The organism is Streptomyces sp. ITFR-16, from assembly GCF_031844705.1.
Lineage (GTDB): Bacteria > Actinomycetota > Actinomycetes > Streptomycetales > Streptomycetaceae > Streptomyces.
In genome coordinates this window covers 1,158,858-1,180,948 of record NZ_CP134609.1, presented here as the reverse complement: position 1 = coordinate 1,180,948, position 22,091 = coordinate 1,158,858, and the positions used below count along the sequence as shown (strand labels likewise).

Here is a 22,091-nt window from a genome sequence, read left to right as displayed (position 1 = left end):
CAGCCGGTGATCACTCCTCGCGGGCACGGACCCGTACGACGGTCCGTGCGACGCGAGGAGAAGGTCAGCTGCGAGCCGGCGGGGACGTCAGGCGAGAGCGCTCCTGGTCCGCCAGTCGGCCCAGGAGACGTTCCACGCCCCGTAGCCGTTGCCCTCCGCGACCGTGCCCTTGGCGTCCGCGCCGGTGATCTCGAACGGGTCACCGACGTGCGCCTGCCGGTAGAGGGAAGCGGCGTCGGCGTCGCTCATGCCGACACAGCCCGAACTGTGGTTGGCCACCCCGAAGTACGCGGCGTTCCAGGGCGCCGCGTGCGCGTACATGCCCGACCAGGTCAGCCGCATCGACCAGTCGACCATCTTGTCGTAGGTGTGGCCGAGGCCGACCGTCTCGGAGCGCATGTTGATCGTGCCCTCCTTCGCCATCAGCACCGCCGTGCCCCGCCACGACGCCTTGTCGCCGCCCGGGGTGCCCGCCGACATGGGCACGTCCATGACCGTCCGGCCGTCCCGCTTCAGGGCCAGCCGGTGGCGGTCCAGATCGACCTTGACCACCTGGCTGCTGCCGACGGTGAACGTCGTGCTGTAGTCGCGGACGAACCAGCCGCCCGAGGGGCCCGAGTCGATGCCGTTGAGAGCGGCGTCGAGCGTGATGCGGGTGCCCGACTTCCAGTACTCCTTGGGCCGCCAGTCGACCCGGTCGCGGCCGGAGTAGTCCCGCAGCCAGCCCCAGGAGCCCTCGGTGTGGTTCGAGGTGGAGACCTTGAGCGCCTTCTCGACGGCCGCCCGGTCCTTCACCGGGTTGTCGAACACGATCGACAGCGGCTGGGCGATGCCGACCGTGGTGTTCTTGCCGGGCGCGAGCGTCAGCTTGTTCACCTTGTCCGCCGCGGCGGTCGTGAAGGAGGCCGTGTCGCTGCTGCCCCCGGTGTCCTGGGCCTCGACGCGGTACGCGGTGCCGGGCGCGGCCGGCCGGTCCGAGGTCCAGGTCCTGCCGCCGGCGGCGATCCGGCCGGTCAGGGCCTCGCCCTTGCCGGCCGAGACCGTGACCTTCCGCAGCTTCCCGGCCGCCAGGGTCACGGTCACCGGCTTGCCCGCGGCCGCCGCCGATCCCCGCAGGTTCACCGAGATCCGGGTGTCGGCCGCCCGGGAGGAGCCGTCCTTGCCGTCCTTGCCGGCCTCGCGGTCCGAGGCGGCGGCGCCACCGGAGCAGGCGGTGAGTGTGACGCCGAGCACCGCGGTGCCGGCGGCCAGTGCGAGCCGGGCCGCGCGAAGGGTGCGCGGGCGGGCGGATATCGGACGAGCGGTGATCAACGGAAAAACCTCCAGGGCCTTGCACTGTCGTCGTGGAAGAGGCATGCAGCGGAGCTTAAGTTCCTCAAATCCGAGGAAAAGCGGGAATTCCCTGTGTGACGGGGACCGCAGCGCAACGGTCATCGTCCGGTCACATCCGGCGCGCGGACCGGTCACGGACCGCTGTGAGCATCCTGTGCAGCCCCGCCGAGCCGACCGCGGGGCCCACGAGGGAGGGCCACGGACATGTCAGCGCTGCTCGCGACCGGAGAACGCAGCCGTGAACAGGAAGTACGGATACGCGTCCTCACGGCGGCCGAGCACCGGGCCCAGGTGGCGGCGCACGCCGATGCGAGCTTTCTGCAGTACCCGTCCTGGGCCGGGGTGAAGGACCAATGGTCCTCGGAAATGATTGGCTGGCACGGCGACGACGGTGAACTGACCGGCAGCGCGCTGGTTCTCTACCGGCAATTCCCCGGCACCCGCAAATACTTCGCCTATCTCCCGGAAGGACCGGTGGCCGACTGGTCCGATCCCGGGATCGACCGCTGGCTGCGGCCGCTGCTGGCCCATCTGCGGGCCGCCGGGGCGTTCGCCGTACGGATGGGGCCGTCCCCGGCCTACCGCCGCTGGGACACGCCCCGGCTCAAGGCGGGCACCGGTCCCGGCCGCACCGTCGGGGACGTCCTGGCGAGCGAGGTCGACCCGCTCGGCTCGGCCGTCGCGGACCGGCTGCGGGCCCGGGGCTGGCGGCGCTGCGGCGGGGACGGCGGGGATGCCGACGCCCAGCCCCGGTACGTCTTCCGGGTGCCGCTGGCCGGGCGCACCCGTGAGGAGCTGTGGGCGGGGCTCAACCAGGAGTGGCGCCGCAATGTGCGCAGGGCCGGGAAGGCGGGGGTGCGGGTCGTCACCGGCAGTGCCGCCGAACTGCCCGAGTTCCACCGGCTGCTGCGGATCACCGAGGAGCGCGACGGCTTCCGCCTCGGCCGCTCCCTTGCCTACTACCAGCGCCAGTACGCCGTCCTCAACGCGGAGGAGCCCGGCCGGATGAAGCTCTGCCTCGCCGTGCACGAAGGGGAGATACTCGCCGCCCACACCATGATCAGCACCGGCCGCCGCGTCTGGTACCAGACGGGTGCCTCCGCCGACCACCGCCGCGAGGTCCGCCCCAGCAACGCCCTGCAGTGGGGAATGATGTGCGAGGCCCTGGACCGGGGCGCCGAGGTGTACGACATGCGCGGGGTATCCTCCACCCTCGATCCCGACGACCGCCCCTTCGGACTGCTGCGCTGGAAGCTCGGCACCGGCGGCCAGGTCGTGGAGACCCTCGGAGAGTGGGAGACATCGGTGGGCGGAGCCGCCAACAACACGCTGTACCGGGCGTTCCAGGCCTACCTGGCACGCCGGTGACGGCCGCGGAGGTGCCCGCCGGCACGGCCACCGGGCAACCGGGCACACCGCAGGGCTCCGGCTCGGTGCTCCGCAGCGGCGCCGTCATGGCCGCCGGGTCCGTCGTCTCGCGCGCGACGGGGTTCATACGCTCGGCGGTCGTCGTCGCCGCGCTCGGCACCGGACTCGGCGCCGACGGCTACACGGTCGCCAACACCGTCCCCAACATCCTCTACATGCTGCTCATCGGCGGCGCCCTCAACGCGGTCTTCGTCCCCGAACTCGTCCGCGCCGCCAAGGAGCACGCCGACGGCGGCGCCGCCTACACCGACCGCCTGCTCACCCTGTGCACCGTCGGGCTGCTCGCCCTCACCGCGCTCGCCGTCGTCGGCGCCCCGCTGATCATCTCGGTGTACGCGCCCACCTACGACGGCCACCAGGCCGAACTCACCATCGCGCTGGCCCGCTACTGCCTGCCGCAGATCCTCTTCTACGGCCTCTTCACCCTGCTGGGACAGGTGCTGAACGCCCGTGACCGGTTCGGCGCGATGATGTGGACCCCGGTCCTCAACAACCTTGTCATTATCGCGGTGTTCGGGCTCTACCTGTGGATCGCGGCCGGCTCCGACGACACCCTGACGTCCGCCCAGGCGCAGTGGCTGGGCTGGGGGACCACGGCGGGCATCGCCGTCCAGAGCCTCGCGCTGATCCCGTCGCTGCGCGCCGCGAAGTTCCGCTGGCGGCCCCGGTTCGACTGGCGCGGCAGCGGACTGACCAGGCCGCTGCGCGCGGCCGGCTGGCTCGTCATGCTCGTGCTCACCAACCAGGCGGCCTACTGGGTCGTGACCCGGCTCTCCACCGCGTCCGGCCAGCACGCGGCCGACCGACTCGTCGACGGCGGCGCGGGCTACACCGCGTACAGCTACGCCTATCAGCTGTGGGTGGTGCCGCAGGGCATCGTGACCGTCAGCCTCGTCACCGCGCTGATGCCCCGGATGAGCCGGTACGCGGCGGCGGGCGATCTGGCCGGGGTGCGGCGCGACCTCTCCTACGCGCTGCGGACCTCCGCCGCCGCGGTGATCCCGGCGTCCGCCGCCCTGCTCGCGCTGGCGCCGTGGGTGATGGGCGCGGTCTTCGGCTACGGACGTACCGACGCGGCGGACGTCACGGTGATGGCGGGCATGATGGCGGCCTTCGCGCCGGGACTGATCGCCTTCTCCGGGCAGTACGTGCTCGCGCGCGGCTTCTACGCGATGAGCGACACCCGTACGCCGTTCCTGCTGAACCTGGTCATCGCCGCGCTCAACGCCGGGCTCGCGGTCGTCGCCTATCTGCTGCTGCCCCCGCGCTGGGCGGTGACCGGGATGGCGGGGGCGTACTCCGTCGCTCTGCTGGCCGGCTTCGCCGTCACCGCGTACGTCCTGCACCGCAGGGTCTCCCCGGCCGGTGCGGCGCGGCCCTCGCTCGCGCGCTCGCCCGGGGTGCGGGCGCATGTGCGGCTGGTCGTCGCGTGCGTACCCGCCGGAGCGCTGGCGTACGCGGCGGCGCGCGCCGTCGACACGGACGGGACGGGGCTCGGCGACTTCGCTGCCGTGGGGGCCGGCACGGGCGTCCTGGTCCTGGTCGTCGCGCTGCTGGCCAGGCCGCTGCGGCTGGCCGAGGTGAGCGGAGCACTGGACGCCGTCCGCGGCCGGCTGCGGCGCGCCTGAGCCCTCTCGCTCACCCTTTCGAATCCATTCCTTGATCGCTGGGATACTGACGCCATGCCACGCGTGCTGCTGATCGAAGACGACCCGTCCGTCCGTGAAGGGGTCGAACTGGGGCTGCGCCGGCGCGGGCACGAGATGCGGACCGTCGGTACGGGCGAGGCCGGGCTCGCCGCGCTGACGGAGTTCCGGCCCGACCTCGTCCTGCTGGACCTGATGCTGCCCGGCATGAACGGCGTCCAGGTCTGCCGCCGCATCCGGGAGACCAGCCAGCTGCCCGTCATCATGCTCACCGCGCGGGGCGACGACTTCGACGTGGTCGTGGGCCTGGAGGCCGGCGCCGACGACTACATCGTCAAGCCCGCCCGTACCGAGGTCATCGAGGCGAGGATCCGCGCCGTCCTGAGGCGGCTCGCGGAGCCCGCCGGGCGAGGCGGGCTGGAGTCGCACGGCGCCCTGACCGTGGACCGGGCGGGCCTCACGGTCGCCAAGACGGGCGAGCGGCTGCTGCTCGCCCCCTCCGAACTCAAGCTGCTCCTCTATCTGTCGGCCTCGCCCGAACAGGTCTTCAGCCGGCAGCAGTTGCTGGAGTACGTGTGGGAGCACAGCTACCACGGCGACGCCCGGCTGGTCGACGCCTGTGTGCGCAGACTGCGGCAGAAGGTCGAGGACGTGCCCGGCAGTCCGCGCTACATCCAGACCGTCCGCGGCTTCGGCTACCGCTTCGGACCCCTCGCATGAGACCGGTTGCCGCCCGGTTCGGCCTGCGCACCCGCCTCGTCGCCGCGTTCCTGTTCGTCGCCGCCGTCAGCGCTGCCACCACGGCCGCCCTGACCTACCGCGAGGCCCGCTCCGCGATCCTCCAGCAGGCGCAGGACACCGCCGTCTCGCAGTTCCGGGACCGGGTCGGCGCGCAGGGCATCAACCTCCCGCTGGACCGGGTCTGGATGCGCGACATGTGCCTCTCGCTCGCCCGCCAGGGCAAGTCGCACACCTGGACCGTCTTCGCCGAGTACGGGAAGCTGCGGGCCTCCTCGTCGGACCGGCCGACCTCCACCGTGATCACCCCCGGGCTGCGCGCCGCCGCCCGCGCCGGCACCCACGGCTCCTTCCAGCGCGTGGTCAAGGACGGGAAGCCGTGGCTGACCGTGGCGATGCCGACGGTCTTCGACCGGGGCGACGGGCGCCAGCCCACCGGGCTCGTCGTCTACGCCGTGATGCCGCTGTCCACCGAGGAGGCGAACGTGGCCGCCATGGTCACCGCCGCCCGCGACGGCGCCCTGCCCGCCCTGCTCGTCGCACTGGTCCCCGCCCTGCTCGCCGCGCGCAGCGTCCTGCGCCCGGTGCGCGAACTGCGCCGGGCAGCCGCCGGGATCGGCCGGGGCGAGCTGCGCACCCGGATCGCGGTGCGCGGCTCCGACGAACTCGCCGATCTGGCCTGGACGTTCAACGAGTCTTCGACCAAGCTCCAGGAGTCCGTGGAGGAGCTCCGGCAGGCCGAGGAGCGGGCCAGACGGTTCGCATCGGACGTCTCCCACGAGCTGCGGACGCCGCTCGCCGGCATGCTCGCCGTCACCGAGGTGCTCGACGAGGACGCCGCCGACCTGCGCCCCGACACCGCGGCGGCCGTCCGGCTGATCAGCGCGGAGACCGGGAAGCTCGCCACCCTCGTCGAGGACCTGATGGAGATGTCCCGCTTCGACGCCCGGGCGGCCGGTCTGCACCCCGACGAGGTCGACGTCGCCGAGACCATCCGCAAGACCCTGCAGGCCCGACGCTGGGAGGACCGGGTCGTGACCGAACTCCCGGACGGCATACGGGCGGTGCTCGACCCGCGCCGCTTCGACGTGGTCGTCGCCAACCTGGTGGGCAACGCCCTGCGCCACGGGGCCGAACCGGTCACCCTGCGCCTGCGGACCGTGCGGCGGGACGGGGCGGACGTGCTGGTCACGGAGGTCGAGGACAGTGGCCCCGGCATCGACGACACCGTGCTCCCGCACATCTTCGACCGCTTCTACAAGGCGGACGCGGCCCGCACCCGGTCGGCCGGCAGCGGGCTCGGCCTCGCCATCGCCCAGGAGAACGTCCGGCTGCACGGCGGCACCGTCCACGCGGCGAACGGGCCCACGGGCGGCGCGGTCTTCACCGTCGAACTCCCGCTGGAGGGAAGGTGAGGCGCGGGCGCGTCCTCGGCGCGCTGCTCCCCGTCGCCCTGCTCGCCGCCGGGTGCGGCATCCGCGCCACGGACGTCGTCGAGGCGGGCGAACCGGCGACGGTGCAGGTGGCGCCGGTCGGTGAGCTGGGCACGGTGCTGTACTTCGTCTCCTCGTCCTCGGCGTCGAGGCTGCTGCCCGTCGTCCGGCACGCTCCGCAGGAGGGCGAGGGCGGTGGCGGGACGAGCGAGGAGGACGCGCCCACCGGCGCGGCCCGGGCCCTGGACCTGCTCTTCGACGGGCCCAGCGGACCGGAGCGGGACGCCGGTCTGCGCTCGGAACTGCCGAACGGGCGTGTGAAGCTGAGCGTCGAGCTGAGTGCGCAGGGGGTCCTCGTCACCCTGGACGCCCCGGTCACCACCCTCTCCGAGGCCGCCCGCCAGCAACTGTTCTGCACCGCCGCCCGGGCCCGCACGGCCGACCGCACCGAGGCGGTGACGGTGACCGGCACCGACGGGGTCATCGGGCCGGCGCACTGCTCCGTGTGAGGGGGCGGCCGGCGGCCCTCAGCCGGCGCGGTGCGAGGTCCGGGCCGCCGGGGCGGGGGCCGGGGCCTGGGCCGCCCGGGTGACGTCGGCCACCAGCTCCACGACGTCGGGGCCGTAGGCCTGGGAGTTGACCACCTTCAGGAGCAGGCAGAAGGTGTTGTTGCCGTGCTTGCGGGCCAGGCGTTCGTGGTTGCGGGCCAGATAGCGGGAGGCGGCCTGGTTGGTGATGGCCTGCTGGCCGCAGAACAGGAAGACGGGACGGGCGTCCTGACCCGTTGTCAGCCGGGCCAGCAGCACGTACTCGCTGATGCCCTTCTCCGCCCGGTAGCGCTCGGAACCGATCTGGAAGGCCCCCCGGTCCGGGCCCGGTTCGGCATCGGTGTTGATCTTCACCCCGGGCAGCAGGGAGTGCAGGTGGGCGGCCATCCGACGGTTGGAGACCGGACCGCCGACGCAGAACTCGGTCCGTTCGCCGATGCCCTGCTGCGCGATGTCGTGGGACAGGATCTGGGCGTGGGCCGAGCAGTCCTTGATCAGGGCGGAGAGTTCCAGCAGGGCGAAGACGTCGTGGCGGTGGACGGCGCCGTCGCCGCCGGCGTCGCGGTTGACGACGAGCAGGCACTCGGAGTTCCCCGGCAGGCCGAAGAACGCCTGCTTGCGGCGGAGCTTGCGGCGCCAGAGATAGGTGCGTGCGAGCCAGCCGAGGGCGGCGCTGATGCCGGCGGCTATCACGCCCAGCACGATGTTGCGTACGTCGTCAGTCATGGGCGGGCATGTTAGCGGGCATTCGGCCTCAAGTTCGAGGCGGTCCTGACGGGGCGGGTGGGGCGGGGCTACCCTGCGCGGACGATCCTTCTCTGGAGGTGCGCATGCGACGTTATGTCGCGCGGAGTGTGTCGTTGTCGGCCGTTCTCGCCGCCGTGGTGTCGGTCGGGGCCGCCGCCCCGTCCTCGTCCGCCCCACCGACGGCGCCGCCGCCCAAGTCGCCCGTGGCGGTGGGGTACGGGGGAGCGGTCTCCAGCGTCGACGCGGATGCGACGGCCGCCGGTATCGAGGTGCTGCGCCAGGGCGGCAACGCGGTGGACGCGGCGGTGGCGACCGCGGCGGCCCTCGGTGTGACCGAGCCCTACTCGGCGGGGCTGGGGGGCGGCGGCTACTTCGTCCACTACGACGCCCGCACCCGTACCGTGCAGACCATCGACGGCCGCGAGACCGCTCCGCGCAGCGCCGACTCCTCGCTCTTCCTGGAGAACGGCAAGCCGCTCGCCTTCGAGGACGCCGTCACCAGCGGCCTCGGTGTCGGCACGCCCGGCACCCCCGCCACCTGGGACACCGCCCTGGACACCTGGGGCAGCAAGTCGCTGCGGCAGGTCCTGAAGCCCGCCGTGCGGCTGGCCCGCGACGGCTTCGTCGTCGACAGCACCTTCCGGTCCCAGACGGCGGACAACCAGGCGAGGTTCGCCGACTTCCCGGCCACCAGGAAGCTGTTCCTGCCGGGCGGGGCACCCCCGGCGGTCGGCTCGGTCTTCAAGAACCCGGATCTGGCCCGCACCTACGAGGAGGTCGGGCGCGGCGGCATCGACGAGCTCTACCGGGGCAAGCTCGCCCAGGACGTCGTACGCACGGTGCGCAACCCTCCCGTCGATCCCGCCTCGTCCCGCGTGGTGCGTCCGGGCGACCTCACCGCGAAGGACCTGCGCTCCTACCGCGCGCTGCGGCAGGCGCCCACCAAGGTGGACTACCGGGGGCTCGACGTCTACGGCATGGCGCCGTCCTCGTCGGGCGGCACGACGGTCGGCGAGGCCCTCAACATCCTTGAGTCCACGGACCTTTCGAAGCTGAGCGAGGCGCGCTATCTGCACCGCTTCATCGAGGCGAGCCGGATCGCGTTCGCCGACCGGGGGCGCTGGGTGGGCGACCCGGCCTTCGAGGACGTCCCCACCAAGGGGCTGCTCAGCCAGCGGTTCGCGGACTCCCGTGCGTGCCTGATCAAGGACGACGCGGTGCTGGTCAGTCCGCTCGCGCCGGGCGACCCGAGCCACCCGGCCGGCTGCCGGTCCGGCGGGAAGGCCGCCCCGACGACGTACGAGGGTGAGAACACCACCCATCTGACGACCGCCGACAAGTGGGGCAACGTCGTCGCCTACACCCTCACCATCGAGCAGACCGGCGGCAGCGGCATCACCGTGCCGGGGCGGGGCTATCTGCTCAACAACGAGCTGACGGACTTCTCGTTCGCCCCGGCGAACCCGGCCGTCCACGACCCGAACCTGCCGGGTCCGGGCAAGCGGCCGCGCTCCTCCATCTCGCCGACCATCGTGCTCAAGCACGGCAGGCCGGTGCTCGCCCTCGGCTCGCCGGGCGGCGCCACCATCATCACCACCGTGCTCCAGTCGCTGATCGGCAAGGTGGACCGGGGGCTGCCACTGGTGGACGCCATCGCGGCGCCCCGGGCCAGTCAGCGCAACGCGGCCGCCACCGAGCTGGAGCCGGCGCTGTGGAACAGCCCGCTGCGGGCTCAACTGGAGTCCCTGGGACACGTCTTCAAGCTCGTCCCGGAGATCGGGGCGGCGACGGGCGTGCAGCGGCTGCCCGACGGGCGCTGGCTCGCGGCTGCGGAGAAGGAGCGGCGGGGCGGCGGTTCGGCGATGGTGGTGAGGCCGAGCGGACGGCCCTGACGGGTCGTCACCAGCGGTACGGGCGGGGCCGGCCGGGCGCGGGGAGCGCCCGGTCCGGCCCCGAAGTCTTGACGTGAACATGCTTGGGGGGCATCTTGGCCGTGCTGGTAAGGAAAGTTTCCTAACAGAAGGGCACCCCCCACTGTGCGTATGCGAACGCTTGCCCTCGCCACAGCTTCCGGTGCCGCGCTGCTCGCGGCCGGGGCGCTGACCCCGGCCGCTCCGGGCGGCCCCGCCTCCCCGTCCGCAGCCCCGGCCCACGCGCCGGGTGCGGTGGCCGCCCCCCGCCTCGCGCCCGTCGCCCATGTCCGCCCGGCGTCCGACGACGGCGCCGGCTCCTCGGCGGACGACGCCGCCCCGGCCGCGATCAGGGAGGGTTCCGTGAGCGCGGCCGACCTGCTGGCCAAGGTCACCTCCTGCTCCCAGATCTCCAACGGCAAGTACCGCACCGACGAGGAGACTTCGGCGACGGTGCCGGTCTGCGGCAAGAACGGCGCCGTGTTCTGGAAGGCGGACATGGACATCGACTGCGACGGGCAGGTCACCGCCGCCTGCAACGAGAACACCGATCCGTGGTTCCAGGACGACACCGCGTTCCACACCTCGGGCGGCAAGCCGCTGAACGCGGAGAAGCTGCCGTACGTCGTCGTGCCGAGCGCCGGCGGCATCTGGAACTACGCCGACGCCGGGATCAAGGGCGGCGGGGTCGTCGCGGTGGTCTACGACGGGAAGGTGGAGTACGCCGTCGTGGGCGACACCGGGCCCGACAAGATCATCGGTGAGGCCTCCTACGCCACGGCGAAGGCGCTCGGCATCGACCCGGACCCGGAGACCGGCGGTGCCGGATCGGGGGTCACGTACATCCTGTTCAAGAACTCGGTGGTGTCCCCGATCGAGAGCCACGACGCGGCGGTGTCGGCGGGGGAGGCGCTGGCCGAGGAGTTCCTGCGGAACAACTAGCGTCGCGCGAGGCGTGGCCGGTGCGGTCAGAGGGCCGTCAGGATCCGGGGGCCCTCGTGGGTGATCGCCACGGTGTGCTCCGCGTGCGCGGCCCGGCTGCCGTCCGTCGAGCGCAGGGTCCAGCCGTCCCGGTCCGCGTAGAACTCGTCCCGGCCGCCGGCGATCAGCATCGGCTCGATGGCCAGCACCATCCCGTGGCGCAGCACCATCCCGCGGCCCGGGCGTCCTTCGTTGGGGACGCCCGGGTCCTCGTGCATGGCCCGGCCGATGCCGTGCCCGCCGAAGCCCTCCGGGATGCCGTAGCCGGCGGTGCGGCAGACCGTGCCGATGGCGTGCGCGATGTCGCCGATCCGGTTGCCCACCACGGCCGCCGCGATGCCCGCGTCCAGTGCCGCGAAGGCCGTCTCGATCAGCCGGGTGTCCTCGGGTCGGGCGCGCCCGACGGTGAGGCTGATCGCCGAGTCGCCGGCCCAGCCGCCGAGGGTCGCACCCCCGTCGACGCTCACCAGGTCGCCGTCGCGCAGCCGGTAGTCCGTCGGGATGCCGTGCACGATCGCGTCGTTGACCGAGGTGCAGACCACCCCCGGGAACGGGGTCGGGGCGAAGTGGGGGCGGTAGCCGAGGAAGGGTGATCCGGCGCCCGCCTCGCGCAGGACCCCGCGCGCCACCTCGTCGAGTTCGCGCAGCGAGACGCCGACCTTCGCCGCTTCCCGCGCGGCCGTCAGCAGCTGTGCCACGACGCGTCCGGTGTCGCGCATGGCTTCGATGGATGAATCTGTCTTGAGTTGCACCATGCCAATTACTATACCGGTCGCAGCGGTATTAGAATGACGGCATGGTACGTACCCCGCTCACCCCCGAAGAGCGCCTGCGCGGCGAACGGCTCGGCCTGCTGCTCCGCGAGGCGCGCGCCGGCCGCAGCATGGTCGACATCGCGCGCAGCGCCGGGATCTCGGCCGAGACCCTCCGCAAGATCGAGACCGGACGCGCCCCCACCCCCGCGTTCTTCACCGTGGCGGCCCTGGCCGGGGCCCTCGGCCTCTCCATGGACACGCTGCTCCAGCGCTGCGCCCCCGAGCCGGACACCGTCCCGCTGGCCGGATAGCGCGGGGCGGCGCGGGCGCCGCACGTAGGGTTGGGGCCATGAGCCTCCAGGACTTCGCCCGCAGCGAGTACGTCAGCCTCACCACGTACCGGAAGGACGGCACACCCGTCGCCACGCCGGTCTGGGCGGCGGTCGACGGGGACGAGCTGTACATCTGGACCAAGAGCGACTCCTGGAAGGTCAAGCGGCTGCGCAACGACAGCCGGGTCCGCGTCACGGTCTGCGATGTGCGCGGCCGGGTCGAGGAGGGCGCCCCCAGCGCCGAGGGGACCGGCCGGCTGATCGAGGGGCCGGGGATGGCGGCCGTGCGCCGTGTCATCGGCCGCAAGTACACCTGGAAGTACTGGCTGCTCGACTACCCCGCGATGATCTTCCGGCTGGGCAAGCGGCCGCACACGGGGATCGCCGTCACCTTCTGACCCCGCGCCCGCCCGTCCGCCCCGAGGGGCGTGCGGGCGCCGCCCGCGCATCGGCCGCCTCCGGCCCGCAAAGTGCGCGTAGCCGTCCTGTAACACGTCTGCGGTCGAATGCCGTCGGCTGGAACGTTCCAGTCGACGGCGGCCGAGGGCGACGATGACGGTGCATCAGCATGCGGTGTCCATAGGGGAGTTCGCGCGCCATCTGCGAGAGCTGGCGGCGCTGCTCGATCCCGCGCGGGGGTGGTACGGCGTCTTCTGCCGACGCGACCCGGCGGGGATGCGGGCCTGCCTGGAGGGGACGGAGCTCCCGCCCTGGGACGTGATGGAGTCCCTCTTCGCGGACCTGGCGGCGGTACGGGGTGCCGCGTACGCGGAACAGGCGTCGGTCCGGGCCGCCTCGCTCTACGCGGACTGCGCCGTCGCCCACGACCGGCGCCCCGGTGGGCGCGAGCAGCTGGTGGAGCGGCTCCAGCTGATGCTGCGCGAACAGGCGCACGCCGCGCACCGGCTGCGGGCGGCCCGGGAGGGCGGCGGGGGCGCCGGAGCGGACGCCGAGGCGGTCGCCTGGGCCCGCGACGACCACGAGCGTGCCACGGCCCGCTGCGCCGAGCTGCGCCGCCGCCTGGAGGCGGTGACGGAGCACCCGGAGCCGCCCGGCGAGGCGGGCGCCGCCGCGACGGTCCCGGAACAGCACCGCTCGCCCGGGGCGGAGTGGACATCGATGTCCACACCCACACCGTCGGCCGCTCCCGACGCGGAGCGGGCCGCAGCGCCCGGCCGCACTCCGCAGACCCCGCCCGGCGCGGAGTGGACCTCGGCGCCCGGCCGCACTCCGCAGACCCCGCCCGGCGCGGAGTGGACCTCGGCGCCCGGCCGCACTCCGCAGACCCCGCCCGGCGCGGAGTGGACCTCGGCGCCCGGCCGCACTCCGCAGACCCCGCCCGACGCGGAGCGGGCCACAGCGCCCGGCCGCACTCCGCAGACCCCGCCCGACGCGGAGCGGGCCACAGCGCCCGGCCGCACTCCGCAGACCCCGCCCGACGCGGAGTGGACCTCGGCGCCCGGCCGGGCCTCGCAGGCCGCTCCCGACGCGGAGCGGGCGCCGGCCCCCGGCGCCACGCCTCCCGCCCGGGTCCGCAAGAAGCCCCGCGGGGCCCGGTTCGCCGGTCTGGAGGCCGAGGACGAGGGGTTCGTGGAGGCCGTGCCCGTCCTGCCCGCCCCGCCCGCCGCCTCACCGCGCGGCGCGCGCTTCGGCGGCGCCCCGGCCGGGGAGGCCGACGCACCGAGGCCGGCTCCTCCCGACCCCGCCGCGCTCCGGTCCGCCCAGGCGACCGTCGGGGCGCTGCTCCGGCTGCGGGCCGAGGGCCGCAGCGGCGAGGCGCACGTGGTGCTCTGCGAGGCGGCGGCGCTGCCCGCCGAGCGACTGCCGCTCCTCGCCGTCGAACTCCACCGCGCGGGCCTCGGCGCGGACTGGGCGACTCTGCTGTGGGAGGTGGCCTCGCTGCCCCCGGCCGAGCTGGCCGCCGCCGCGGACGCGCTCGCGGCGGCGGGCCGCCCGGAGGACTGCGGTCAGCTGCTGCGCCAGGGCGTGGCCCGCCCGGCCGCCGAGATCGCCGACGCGGTGGTCGCCCTGGACCGGGCGGGGCGGGGCCCCCAGGCGCAGGCGCTGCTCGGCGCCTTCGTCCGGGTGCGCTCGCCGCAGGACGCGGCCAGGATCGCGGCGAGCGACCCGCGTCATCTCGTACCGCAACTGCTGGCGGCGGCCCGGACGGTGTCCGAGGCGCGGGAGCGGGATGTGGAGCATGCCCTGCGGGTGGCGGGGATCGGCTGAGGGGGGCGGGGAGCGGCGCCGCCCGGGACTGGACCGCACGGGTGTGAAACATGATCGACTCCGCCGGTTCACGGCGATGGTCTTGCCCCGCTGTGTGACGGGGCTTACGTTCTCCCCTACGCACGTGTCTACGGGCGTAGAAACGCGAAGAGGCTCTCTGACGCCGCGTCGAAGGAGCAGCTCATGTCCCAAGTCGTACGCGCCGCACTCGTCCAGGCGACCTGGACCGGCGACACCGAATCCATGATCGCCAAGCACGAGGAACACGCGCGCGAGGCCGCCCGGCAGGGGGCGAAGATCATCGGCTTCCAGGAGGTGTTCAACGCCCCCTACTTCTGCCAGGTGCAGGAGCCCGAGCACTACCGCTGGGCCGAGGCCGTGCCCGACGGCCCGACCGTGCAGCGGATGCGGGAGCTGGCCCGCGAGACCGGCATGGTGATCGTCGTCCCGGTCTTCGAGCTGGAGCAGTCCGGCTTCTACTACAACACCGCCGCCGTGATCGACGCCGACGGCTCGTACCTCGGCAAGTACCGCAAGCACCACATCCCGCAGGTCAAGGGGTTCTGGGAGAAGTACTACTTCAAGCCCGGCAACGTCGGCTGGCCGGTCTTCGACACCGCCGTCGGCAAGGTCGGCGTCTACATCTGCTACGACCGGCACTTCCCCGAGGGGTGGCGGCAACTGGGACTCAACGGGGCCCAGTTGGTGTACAACCCGTCCGCCACCTCGCGCGGCCTCTCCGGCTACCTCTGGCAGCTGGAACAGCCCGCCTCCGCCGTCGCCAACGAGTACTTCATCGCCGCGATCAACCGCGTCGGCCAGGAGGAGTACGGCGACAACGACTTCTACGGCACCAGCTACTTCGTCGACCCGCGCGGCCAGTTCGTCGGCGACGTCGCCAGCGACAAGGCCGAGGAACTCCTCGTACGCGACCTGGACTTCGGGCTCATCGACGAGGTCCGCCAACAGTGGGCGTTCTACCGCGACCGCCGCCCCGACGCGTACGAGGGACTGGTGGAGCCGTGAGCAGTCTGCACCGCCGCCATGTCGCGGTCAGCCCCGACTGGCTCGCGCTCTACTACCGCGACCCGCTGGAGATCACCCACGGCGAGGGCCGCCACGTCTGGGACGCGGACGGCAGGCGCTACCTGGACTTCTTCGGCGGCATCCTCACCACCATGACGGCCCACGCGCTGCCCGAGGTCACCAAGGCCGTCAGCGAGCAGGCCGGGCGGATCATCCACTCCTCCACGCTCTATCTGAACCGGCCCATGGTCGAGCTGGCCGAGCGCGTCGCCACGCTCTCCGGCATCCCCGAGGCCCGGGTCTTCTTCACCACGTCCGGCACCGAGGCCAATGACACGGCGCTGCTCCTGGCCACCACGTACCGCAGGTCGAACCAGATCCTCGCGATGCGCAACAGCTACCACGGCCGGTCGTTCTCGGCGGTCTCCGTCACCGGCAACAGCGGCTGGTCGCCCACCAGCCTCTCGCCGCTCCAGACCCTGTACGTGCACGGCGGCGTCCGCACCCGGGGGCCGTACGCGCACCTGGGCGACGGGGAGTTCATCGCCGCCTGCGTCGCGGACCTGGAGGACCTGCTCGGCCACACCCGGGCGCCGGCCGCGCTGATCGCCGAACCCATCCAGGGCGTGGGCGGGTTCACCTCGCCGCCCGACGGCCTGTACGCGGCGTTCCGCGAGGTCCTGGACCGGCACGGCATCCTGTGGATCTCCGACGAGGTGCAGACCGGCTGGGGCCGCTCCGGCGAGCACTTCTGGGGCTGGCAGGCGCACGCGCAGAACGGGCCGCCGGACATCCTCACCTTCGCCAAGGGCATCGGCAACGGCATGTCGATCGGCGGCGTCGTGGCCCGCGCCGAGGTGATGAACTGCCTGGACGCCAACTCCATTTCGACGTTCGGCGGCTCCCCGGTCACCATGGCGGCCGGCCTCGCCAACCTCTCGTACCTCCTCGAACACGATCTCCAGGGCAACGCCCGCCGGGTCGGCGGGCTGCTCATCGAGCGGCTGCGCGCGATCGGCGCGGCATCGGAGTGCGTACGGGAGGTGCGCGGGCGCGGCCTGATGATCGGTATCGAGCTGGTCAAGCCCGGTACGGACGAGGCCGACCCGGAGGCGGCCGCCGCCGTGCTGGAGGCGGCCCGCGAGGGCGGGCTGCTCATCGGCAAGGGCGGCGGCCACAACACCAGCGTGCTGCGGATCGCCCCGCCGCTCTCGCTGTCCGTCGCGGAGGCGGAGGAGGGCGCGGCGATCCTCGCCGACGCGCTGCGCGCGGTGGGCTGAGCCGAGGGGGCGGGGGTGCGGCGGCCGTCGCCGCACCCCCGCGCCCGGTCAGCCCGCCTGGCCGAACGCCACCTGGTCCACGGTCCAGAAGGCGCTGTTCGTGCCGGTGTAACGGAAGCTCAGCCGGGCCGTCCCGGCCCCGGCCGGGACGGTGAGCCGCAGCCGCTCGACCGTGTTGGCGTTCGCCCGGTACGACTTGACGAGCTGCGGGGCGCCGCCGTCGTAGGAGACGTACACATCACCGGTCTGCGGGCCGTCGACGCGGTAGTCCGTCGCGTACGAGAGGGTCGCCGACGCCGATCCGTCGAGCTGGTACGCGGGGCTGACCAGAGTGGAGTCGAACTGCCCGGCGTCGTGCGCCTTGTCGTCCCACTCGTCGGAGTCGGCGACCGCGAAGACGTTGCGGGCCCGGACGTTTGTCTCGCGGGCCTGGCCGAGCTGGGTGTTGGACCAGAACTCATCGGTGGCGAAGGACCAGCCGCGCCACTCGGTGACCCCGCCGGCCGGCATCCTCGAATTGTCGATGGACCAGCCGTTGGGTGCGGTGGTCGTCCAGCCCCTGGCGTCGGCGGGGAGCCCCGTCTCGTCGACGCGGGTACGGAGCGAGGGGCGCAGCGCGTCGAAGGCGTCCGGCTTCAGCTCGGCGAGCGCGGTGCCGTCGAGGTTCCACGCCGGGTCGGTGGCGACGCCCTCGTGGCGCAGGACGGTGGGCGCGATGTCGGTGATCTTCACGTCGTCGCGCACCGAGCCGGGCGCGATGCCGCTGCCCCGGGCGATCACGAAGGTGCCGCGCTCCAGCGGGGTGTTGCCGCCGTGGCCGCCGGTGGGCGTGTGACCGTGGTCGGCGGTGACGACGACGAGCCAGTCCTCGGAGGCGTACGTCGGCCGTGCGGCGACGGCGTCCAGCAGCCGGCCCACCTGGGTGTCGGCGGTGTGCAGCGCCGCGGCGTAGGCGGCGCTCGCCGAGCCGGAGCTGTGGCCGGCCTCGTCCACCTCGTCCAGGTGGACGAACGTGGAGTCGGGGTTGCCGTGGGCGAGGTAGTCCGCGGCCTTGGCGGTGGTGCCCTCGTCGTTGCCGCCCGCGATCCGCAGATCGGTCTTCGCCCCGAAAATGATCTCCGGGACGGGGCTCCAGGTGCCGACGACGAGCGTGGAGACGGCGGGGTCCGCCGTCTCCAGCCGGGTCGCGTAGTCGGGGTACTGACCGTAGTTGGGGTTGGTGAAGTTGTTGTCCTTCACGTTGTGCTTGTCGGGCCAGACGCCCGTGGCGATGGTGGACCAGCCGGCGCCGGAGACGGTCGGCGCCATCGGCTCGGCGTACAGGTTGCTCCGTGCGGTGAGGCCCTGGGCCCGCAGTCGGTCGAGGTGCGGCACATCGGCGCGCGCGAACACGTCGAAGGCGGCGCCGTCCACGCCGATGACCAGCGTCTTCTTCTGCTTGGTGCCGGACGGCAGACCGGCGTACGGAGCGGCGGCGGCGCTCGCGCCGAGCCGGGCGCCCTGGGCGTGGGCGGCGGTGGAGGCGAGCGGGAGGGCGACGGCGGCGACGGTGGCGGTCGCCAGCACGGTACGCGCGGAGCGCGAGAGGGACACGTGATCCTCCGGGATCGGTGGGTGGGCGCCGGGCCAACTCGGGCCGCCCGGCGGCGAGTCCGAGACTCCCGGCCGGTGGTGAGCGGACCGCACCGGGGACGGGGCGAGCGCATGAACCGTACTCAACATTTGGACCAGACCCGTGACCGTACCGTTATCGAGAGGGTGGGGGAACCCCTCGGACGAGGGCGACGGGAGGTCTGCCGCGCGCTGGGCCGGTCGAGTGCCGGACGGGTGAAACAGAAACGTCTTCAGCGGTTAGCGGCAGCGGTATTGCCACAGTGGGTAACCCACTTCTACGTTCTTCACCACGCACCTTGTCTACGTGCGTAGACCCATTCCGCCACAGTGAGGAGGGGTACATGAGCCGCACCGTCATCCACGGCGGCCTCGTCATCACCGCGTCCGACGAGATCCACGCCGACGTACTCATCGACGGCGGCCGTGTCGCCGCACTCGCCGCGCACGGCACCGACGCCGCAGCCGGCTGGACCGCCGACCGGACCATCGACGCCACCGGCAAATACGTCATCCCGGGGGGCGTCGACGCGCACACCCACATGGAGATGCCGTTCGGCGGGACGTTCGCAGCCGACACCTTCGAGACCGGCACCCGGGCCGCCGCCTGGGGCGGCACCACCACGATCGTCGACTTCGCCATCCAGTCCGTGGGCCGCTCGCTGCGCGAGGGTCTCGACGCCTGGTACGCGAAGGCGGACGGCAACTGCGCCATCGACTACGCGTTCCACATGATCCTGGCCGACGTGAACGAGTCGTCGCTCAAGGAGATGGACCTGCTGGTCGCGGAGGGGGTCACCTCCTTCAAGCTGTTCATGGCCTACCCCGGCGTCTTCTACAGCGACGACGGACAGATCCTGCGGGCCATGCAGCGCGCCGGGTCCAACGGCGGCCTGATCATGATGCACGCGGAGAACGGCATCGCCATCGACGTCCTCGTCGAGCAGGCACTGGCCGAGGGCCGCACCGACCCGCGCTACCACGGAGACGTACGGAAGGTGGCCCTGGAGGCCGAGGCCACGCACCGCGCGATCCAGCTCGCCCGCGTCGCCGGCTCCCCGCTCTACATCGTGCACGTCTCCGCGGACGAGGCCGTCGCCGAGATCGCCGCCGCCCGCCACAAGGGGCTGCCGGTCTTCGGCGAGACCTGCCCGCAGTACCTCTTCCTGTCCACCGACAACCTCGCCGAGCCGGACTTCGAGGGTGCCAAGTACGTCTGCTCCACGCCCCTTCGGCCCAGGGAGCATCAGGAATCGCTGTGGCGGGGCCTGCGCAACAACGAGCTCCAGGTCGTCTCCACCGACCACTGCCCCTTCTGCTTCTCCGGGCAGAAGGAGATGGGCCGCGGTGACTTCTCGAAGATCCCCAACGGCATGCCGGGCGTCGAGAACCGGATGGACCTGCTGCACCAGGCGGTGGTGGACGGCCATATCTCCCGCCGCCGCTGGATCGAGATCGCCTGCGCCTCGCCGGCCCGGATGTTCGGCCTCTACCCGAAGAAGGGCACCATCGCGCCCGGTTCGGACGCCGACATCGTCATCTACGACCCGCACGCCGAGCAGACCATCTCCGCCGAGACGCACCACATGAACGTCGACTACTCGGCGTACGAGGGCAAGCGCGTGACCGGGCGGGTGGAGACCGTCCTGTCGCGCGGGGTTCCCGTGGTCGACAACCGCGCGTACGTGGGGAAGCCCGGCCAGGGCGCCTACGTGCCTCGGGGCATCAGTCAGTACGCGCACTGACGCGCCCTTCGATCGTCGCGCTCCGCCCGGTCGCCCGCATCTGGATCACGCCGCCGGGCACCGGGCGGGCGGCGGATCCTCCGGATGCTTGCGAGAGTGAAGGGGTGGGCCCGAATGGTCCGGGTGCGGGAGGGTCCCGGCGCACCCGACGAGATCTGGAGGACTGATGGCCGTACGCCACCGACTGATCGAACGCACCGTTGACGACGTCTGGGCCGTTCTCGCGGACGGCACCCGGTACGGCGACTGGGTCGTGGGGACGTCGGAGTCCCGGCCCGCCGAGGGGGCGTGGCCACAGGCCGGCTCCAGCATCGCGTACACGGTCCGGCTCGGCCCCTGGTCCACGACGGGCCGGACGATCGTCCGGCGTTGCGAGGCGCCCGGAGTGCTGGAACTGGAGGTGGACAGCGGCCGGCTCGGCACCGTACGGATCGCGCTGAAGGTGCAGCCCTGGGGCGGGAACGCCCTGGTCACCATCGACGAACACCCCTTGCGCGGGCCCGCCGGAAAGCTCCACAACACCGCCGTGGACGCGGTGATCCAGCTGCGCCACCGCAGCATGCTCGCCCGACTGGCGGACACCGTCGAGAACGCCCCTCGCCCCAGGACCCGGGCAGCCTGACCGCCGCCCGGCCGCTCCCCGCAGGGCGGCGGCCGGCGGCCGAGCACATGGAGGTGTCCATGCCGGACGCGGTGGTCATCGGCGCGGGACCCAACGGCCTCGTGGCGGCCAACCTCCTCGCCGCCTCGGGCTGGAGCGTGGAGGTGCTGGAGGCACAGCCGGAGCCCGGCGGCGCGGTCCGCAGCGACCGGGGCGTCCACCCCGACTACGTGAACGACCTCTTCAGCGCGTTCTACCCCCTGGCCGCCGCCTCTCCCGTCCTGGCAGGGCTGGACCTGCACGACGAGGGCCTCACCTGGAGCCGCGCCCCGCGCGTCCTGGCGCATCCGCTGCCGGACGGCCGCTGCGCGGTCCTGGACGGCGCGGCCGAGGACACCGCGGCGGGGCTGGACACGTTCGCCCCTGGCGACGGCGCCGCCTGGCTCGACCTGTACGGCACATGGAAGCGCCTGGGCCCCGACATCCTGGGCGCCCTGTTCACCCCGTTCCCGCCGGTGCGCTCCGGCGTACGTCTCGCCGCCAGGCTCCGGGCGGCCGGCGGCCTCCGGATGGCCCGGATGCTGCTGCTGCCCGTCCGGCGGCTGGGGGAGGAGCAGTTCCGCGGCGAGGCGGGCAGGCTGCTGCTCGCGGGCAACGCGCTGCACGCGGACCTCGGCCCGGAAGCGGCGGGCAGCGGGGGCTTCGGGTACCTGATGTCCATGCTCGGCCAGACCTACGGGTTTCCGGTGCCGGTCGGGGGCGCCGGCGCGCTCACGGCGGCCCTGGTGCGGCGGCTGGAGCGGCACGGCGGAGTGGTCCGCTGCGGGGAGCGCGTGACCGGGATCGTCGTACGGGGCGGGCGCGCCGTCGGCGTACGCACCGCGGGCGGTGAGTCCGTACCGGCGTCCCGGGCCGTCCTCGCCGATGTGTCCGCACCGGCGCTGTACGGCGAGCTGGTCGACGCGCGGTATCTCCCCGACCGGCTGTTGAAGGACCTGCGCGGGTTCCAGTGGGACTTCGCCACGTTCAAGACCGACTGGGCGCTGAGCGGGCCGGTGCCCTGGACCGCAGGCGAGGCGCGTTCGGCGGGAACCGTCCACCTCGCCGACGGGGTCGACGGGCTCACCCGCTTCGCCGCGCAGATCGCCACGGGCCGGGTGCCCGACCGCCCCTTCCTCCTCTTCGGGCAGATGACCACCGCGGACGCGAGCCGCTCACCCGCCGGCACCGAATCGGCCTGGGCCTACACCCACGTACCGCACCGGATCAAGGGAGACGCGGGCGAGGACGGGCTCACGGGGCGGTGGGACCGGCGGGAACAGGAGGCCATGGCCGATCGCATGGAGAACGAGGTCGAGCGCTGGGCCCCCGGATTCCGGTCCCGCATCGTCTCGCGCCGGCTGCTCGCACCGACCACCCTGGAGTCCCTGGACGCCAACCTGCTCGGCGGTGCGATCAACGGGGGAACCACGGCCGCCCACCAGCAGTTGGTGTTCCGCCCGGTGCCGGGCCTCGGCCGGCCCGAGACCCCGGTGAAGAGCCTCTACCTCGCCTCGGCCTCCGCCCACCCCGGCGGCGGGGTCCACGGGGCTCCCGGTGCCAACGCCGCGCGCGCCGCGCTGCGCGGCGCGCGCGGCTTCGGGCCGCACGCGCCGTGGGGGCGCCGGGCGGGACGGCGTACCGGCTGACGGCCGGAGCCGTCACCCGCGCGGCGGTCCGGGGGCAACGCCGCGCGCGCCCGCCGGCCGG

The 22,091-nt window shown here is 73.1% G+C and carries 19 protein-coding genes; 15 read left to right on the top strand and 4 right to left on the bottom strand.

The window, feature by feature from the left end; all coding sequences use genetic code 11:
- Window positions 1-87: 87 nt before the first annotated feature.
- A complete protein-coding gene (locus RLT58_RS05375) occupies window positions 88-1,311 on the bottom strand; it encodes a L,D-transpeptidase (protein ID WP_311309236.1) in 1,224 nt (407 codons plus the stop codon).
- A 225-nt stretch (window positions 1,312-1,536) separates the two neighbouring features.
- On the opposite strand from RLT58_RS05375, the gene RLT58_RS05370 reads away from it, so the two are divergent.
- From RLT58_RS05370 to RLT58_RS05350, 5 genes are read left to right on the top strand one after another with little or no spacing between them, the layout of a single operon-like run.
- Window positions 1,537-2,700 carry a lipid II:glycine glycyltransferase FemX gene (locus tag RLT58_RS05370; RefSeq protein WP_311309235.1) on the top strand — a complete coding sequence of 388 codons (1,164 nt, stop codon included), beginning with the start codon at window positions 1,537-1,539 and terminating at the stop codon, window positions 2,698-2,700.
- Window positions 2,697-4,388 carry a murein biosynthesis integral membrane protein MurJ gene (murJ, locus tag RLT58_RS05365; protein WP_399130948.1) on the top strand — a complete coding sequence of 564 codons (1,692 nt, stop codon included), beginning with the start codon at window positions 2,697-2,699 and terminating at the stop codon, window positions 4,386-4,388. Before RLT58_RS05370 ends, murJ begins: the two co-directional genes overlap by 4 nt.
- Before the next feature lie 54 nt (window positions 4,389-4,442).
- Entirely contained in the window at window positions 4,443-5,126 is a 684-nt protein-coding gene (locus RLT58_RS05360) for a response regulator (RefSeq protein WP_311309234.1), read from the top strand.
- Entirely contained in the window at window positions 5,123-6,559 is a 1,437-nt protein-coding gene (locus RLT58_RS05355; protein WP_311309233.1) for a sensor histidine kinase, read from the top strand. The genes RLT58_RS05360 and RLT58_RS05355 overlap by 4 nt, the downstream gene beginning before the upstream one ends.
- Complete coding sequence (locus RLT58_RS05350; RefSeq protein ID WP_311309232.1) at window positions 6,556-7,086, top strand: hypothetical protein; 531 nt, start codon at window positions 6,556-6,558, stop codon at window positions 7,084-7,086. The genes RLT58_RS05355 and RLT58_RS05350 overlap by 4 nt, the downstream gene beginning before the upstream one ends.
- A gap of 18 nt (window positions 7,087-7,104) precedes the next feature.
- Here RLT58_RS05350 and RLT58_RS05345 read toward each other — a convergent pair whose 3' ends face one another.
- The gene (locus RLT58_RS05345; protein WP_311309231.1) at window positions 7,105-7,851 is read right to left on the bottom strand and encodes a hypothetical protein; all 747 of its coding nucleotides are present in this window, start codon (window positions 7,849-7,851) and stop codon (window positions 7,105-7,107) included.
- Between the two features lie 104 nt (window positions 7,852-7,955).
- Here RLT58_RS05345 and ggt point away from each other — a divergent pair, with 104 nt between their 5' ends.
- Window positions 7,956-9,764 (top strand): gamma-glutamyltransferase, encoded by a 1,809-nt coding sequence (gene ggt, locus RLT58_RS05340; protein ID WP_311309230.1) that lies wholly within the window; start codon window positions 7,956-7,958, stop codon window positions 9,762-9,764.
- 144 nt (window positions 9,765-9,908) lie between these two features.
- Window positions 9,909-10,724, top strand: a complete 816-nt coding sequence (locus RLT58_RS05335; RefSeq protein ID WP_311309229.1) for a glycoside hydrolase family 75 protein — start codon at window positions 9,909-9,911, stop codon at window positions 10,722-10,724.
- Between the two features lie 26 nt (window positions 10,725-10,750).
- Here the strand turns inward: RLT58_RS05335 and map are convergent, their stop codons facing one another.
- A complete protein-coding gene (map, locus tag RLT58_RS05330) occupies window positions 10,751-11,518 on the bottom strand; it encodes a type I methionyl aminopeptidase (protein ID WP_311309228.1) in 768 nt (255 codons plus the stop codon).
- A 41-nt stretch (window positions 11,519-11,559) separates the two neighbouring features.
- Here map and RLT58_RS05325 point away from each other — a divergent pair, with 41 nt between their 5' ends.
- From RLT58_RS05325 to RLT58_RS05305, 5 genes are all read left to right on the top strand, one after another.
- Window positions 11,560-11,829 carry a helix-turn-helix domain-containing protein gene (locus RLT58_RS05325; RefSeq protein ID WP_311309227.1) on the top strand — a complete coding sequence of 90 codons (270 nt, stop codon included), beginning with the start codon at window positions 11,560-11,562 and terminating at the stop codon, window positions 11,827-11,829.
- A gap of 38 nt (window positions 11,830-11,867) precedes the next feature.
- A complete protein-coding gene (locus RLT58_RS05320; RefSeq protein ID WP_311309226.1) occupies window positions 11,868-12,248 on the top strand; it encodes a PPOX class F420-dependent oxidoreductase in 381 nt (126 codons plus the stop codon).
- A 154-nt stretch (window positions 12,249-12,402) separates the two neighbouring features.
- On the top strand, window positions 12,403-14,079 hold the full coding sequence (locus RLT58_RS05315; protein ID WP_311309225.1) for a hypothetical protein: 1,677 nt from the start codon (window positions 12,403-12,405) through the stop codon (window positions 14,077-14,079).
- A gap of 183 nt (window positions 14,080-14,262) precedes the next feature.
- Window positions 14,263-15,105, top strand: a complete 843-nt coding sequence (locus tag RLT58_RS05310) for a nitrilase-related carbon-nitrogen hydrolase (protein WP_311309224.1) — start codon at window positions 14,263-14,265, stop codon at window positions 15,103-15,105.
- Complete coding sequence (locus tag RLT58_RS05305; protein WP_311309223.1) at window positions 15,102-16,385, top strand: aspartate aminotransferase family protein; 1,284 nt, start codon at window positions 15,102-15,104, stop codon at window positions 16,383-16,385. Before RLT58_RS05310 ends, RLT58_RS05305 begins: the two co-directional genes overlap by 4 nt.
- Window positions 16,386-16,433: 48 nt before the next feature.
- Here RLT58_RS05305 and RLT58_RS05300 read toward each other — a convergent pair whose 3' ends face one another.
- Complete coding sequence (locus tag RLT58_RS05300) at window positions 16,434-17,978, bottom strand: alkaline phosphatase family protein (RefSeq protein ID WP_311309222.1); 1,545 nt, start codon at window positions 17,976-17,978, stop codon at window positions 16,434-16,436.
- 362 nt (window positions 17,979-18,340) lie between these two features.
- Here RLT58_RS05300 and hydA point away from each other — a divergent pair, with 362 nt between their 5' ends.
- The 3 genes from hydA to RLT58_RS05285 all read left to right on the top strand — a co-directional run bounded on the left by hydA (window position 18,341) and on the right by RLT58_RS05285 (window position 22,030).
- A complete protein-coding gene (gene hydA / locus RLT58_RS05295) occupies window positions 18,341-19,741 on the top strand; it encodes a dihydropyrimidinase (protein WP_311309221.1) in 1,401 nt (466 codons plus the stop codon).
- 166 nt (window positions 19,742-19,907) lie between these two features.
- Window positions 19,908-20,363: an SRPBCC family protein gene (locus tag RLT58_RS05290; protein WP_311309220.1), complete on the top strand. Its 456-nt coding sequence runs from the start codon at window positions 19,908-19,910 to the stop codon at window positions 20,361-20,363.
- A 59-nt stretch (window positions 20,364-20,422) separates the two neighbouring features.
- Complete coding sequence (locus RLT58_RS05285) at window positions 20,423-22,030, top strand: phytoene desaturase family protein (RefSeq protein ID WP_311309219.1); 1,608 nt, start codon at window positions 20,423-20,425, stop codon at window positions 22,028-22,030.
- The last annotated feature ends 61 nt before the right edge of the window (window positions 22,031-22,091 follow it).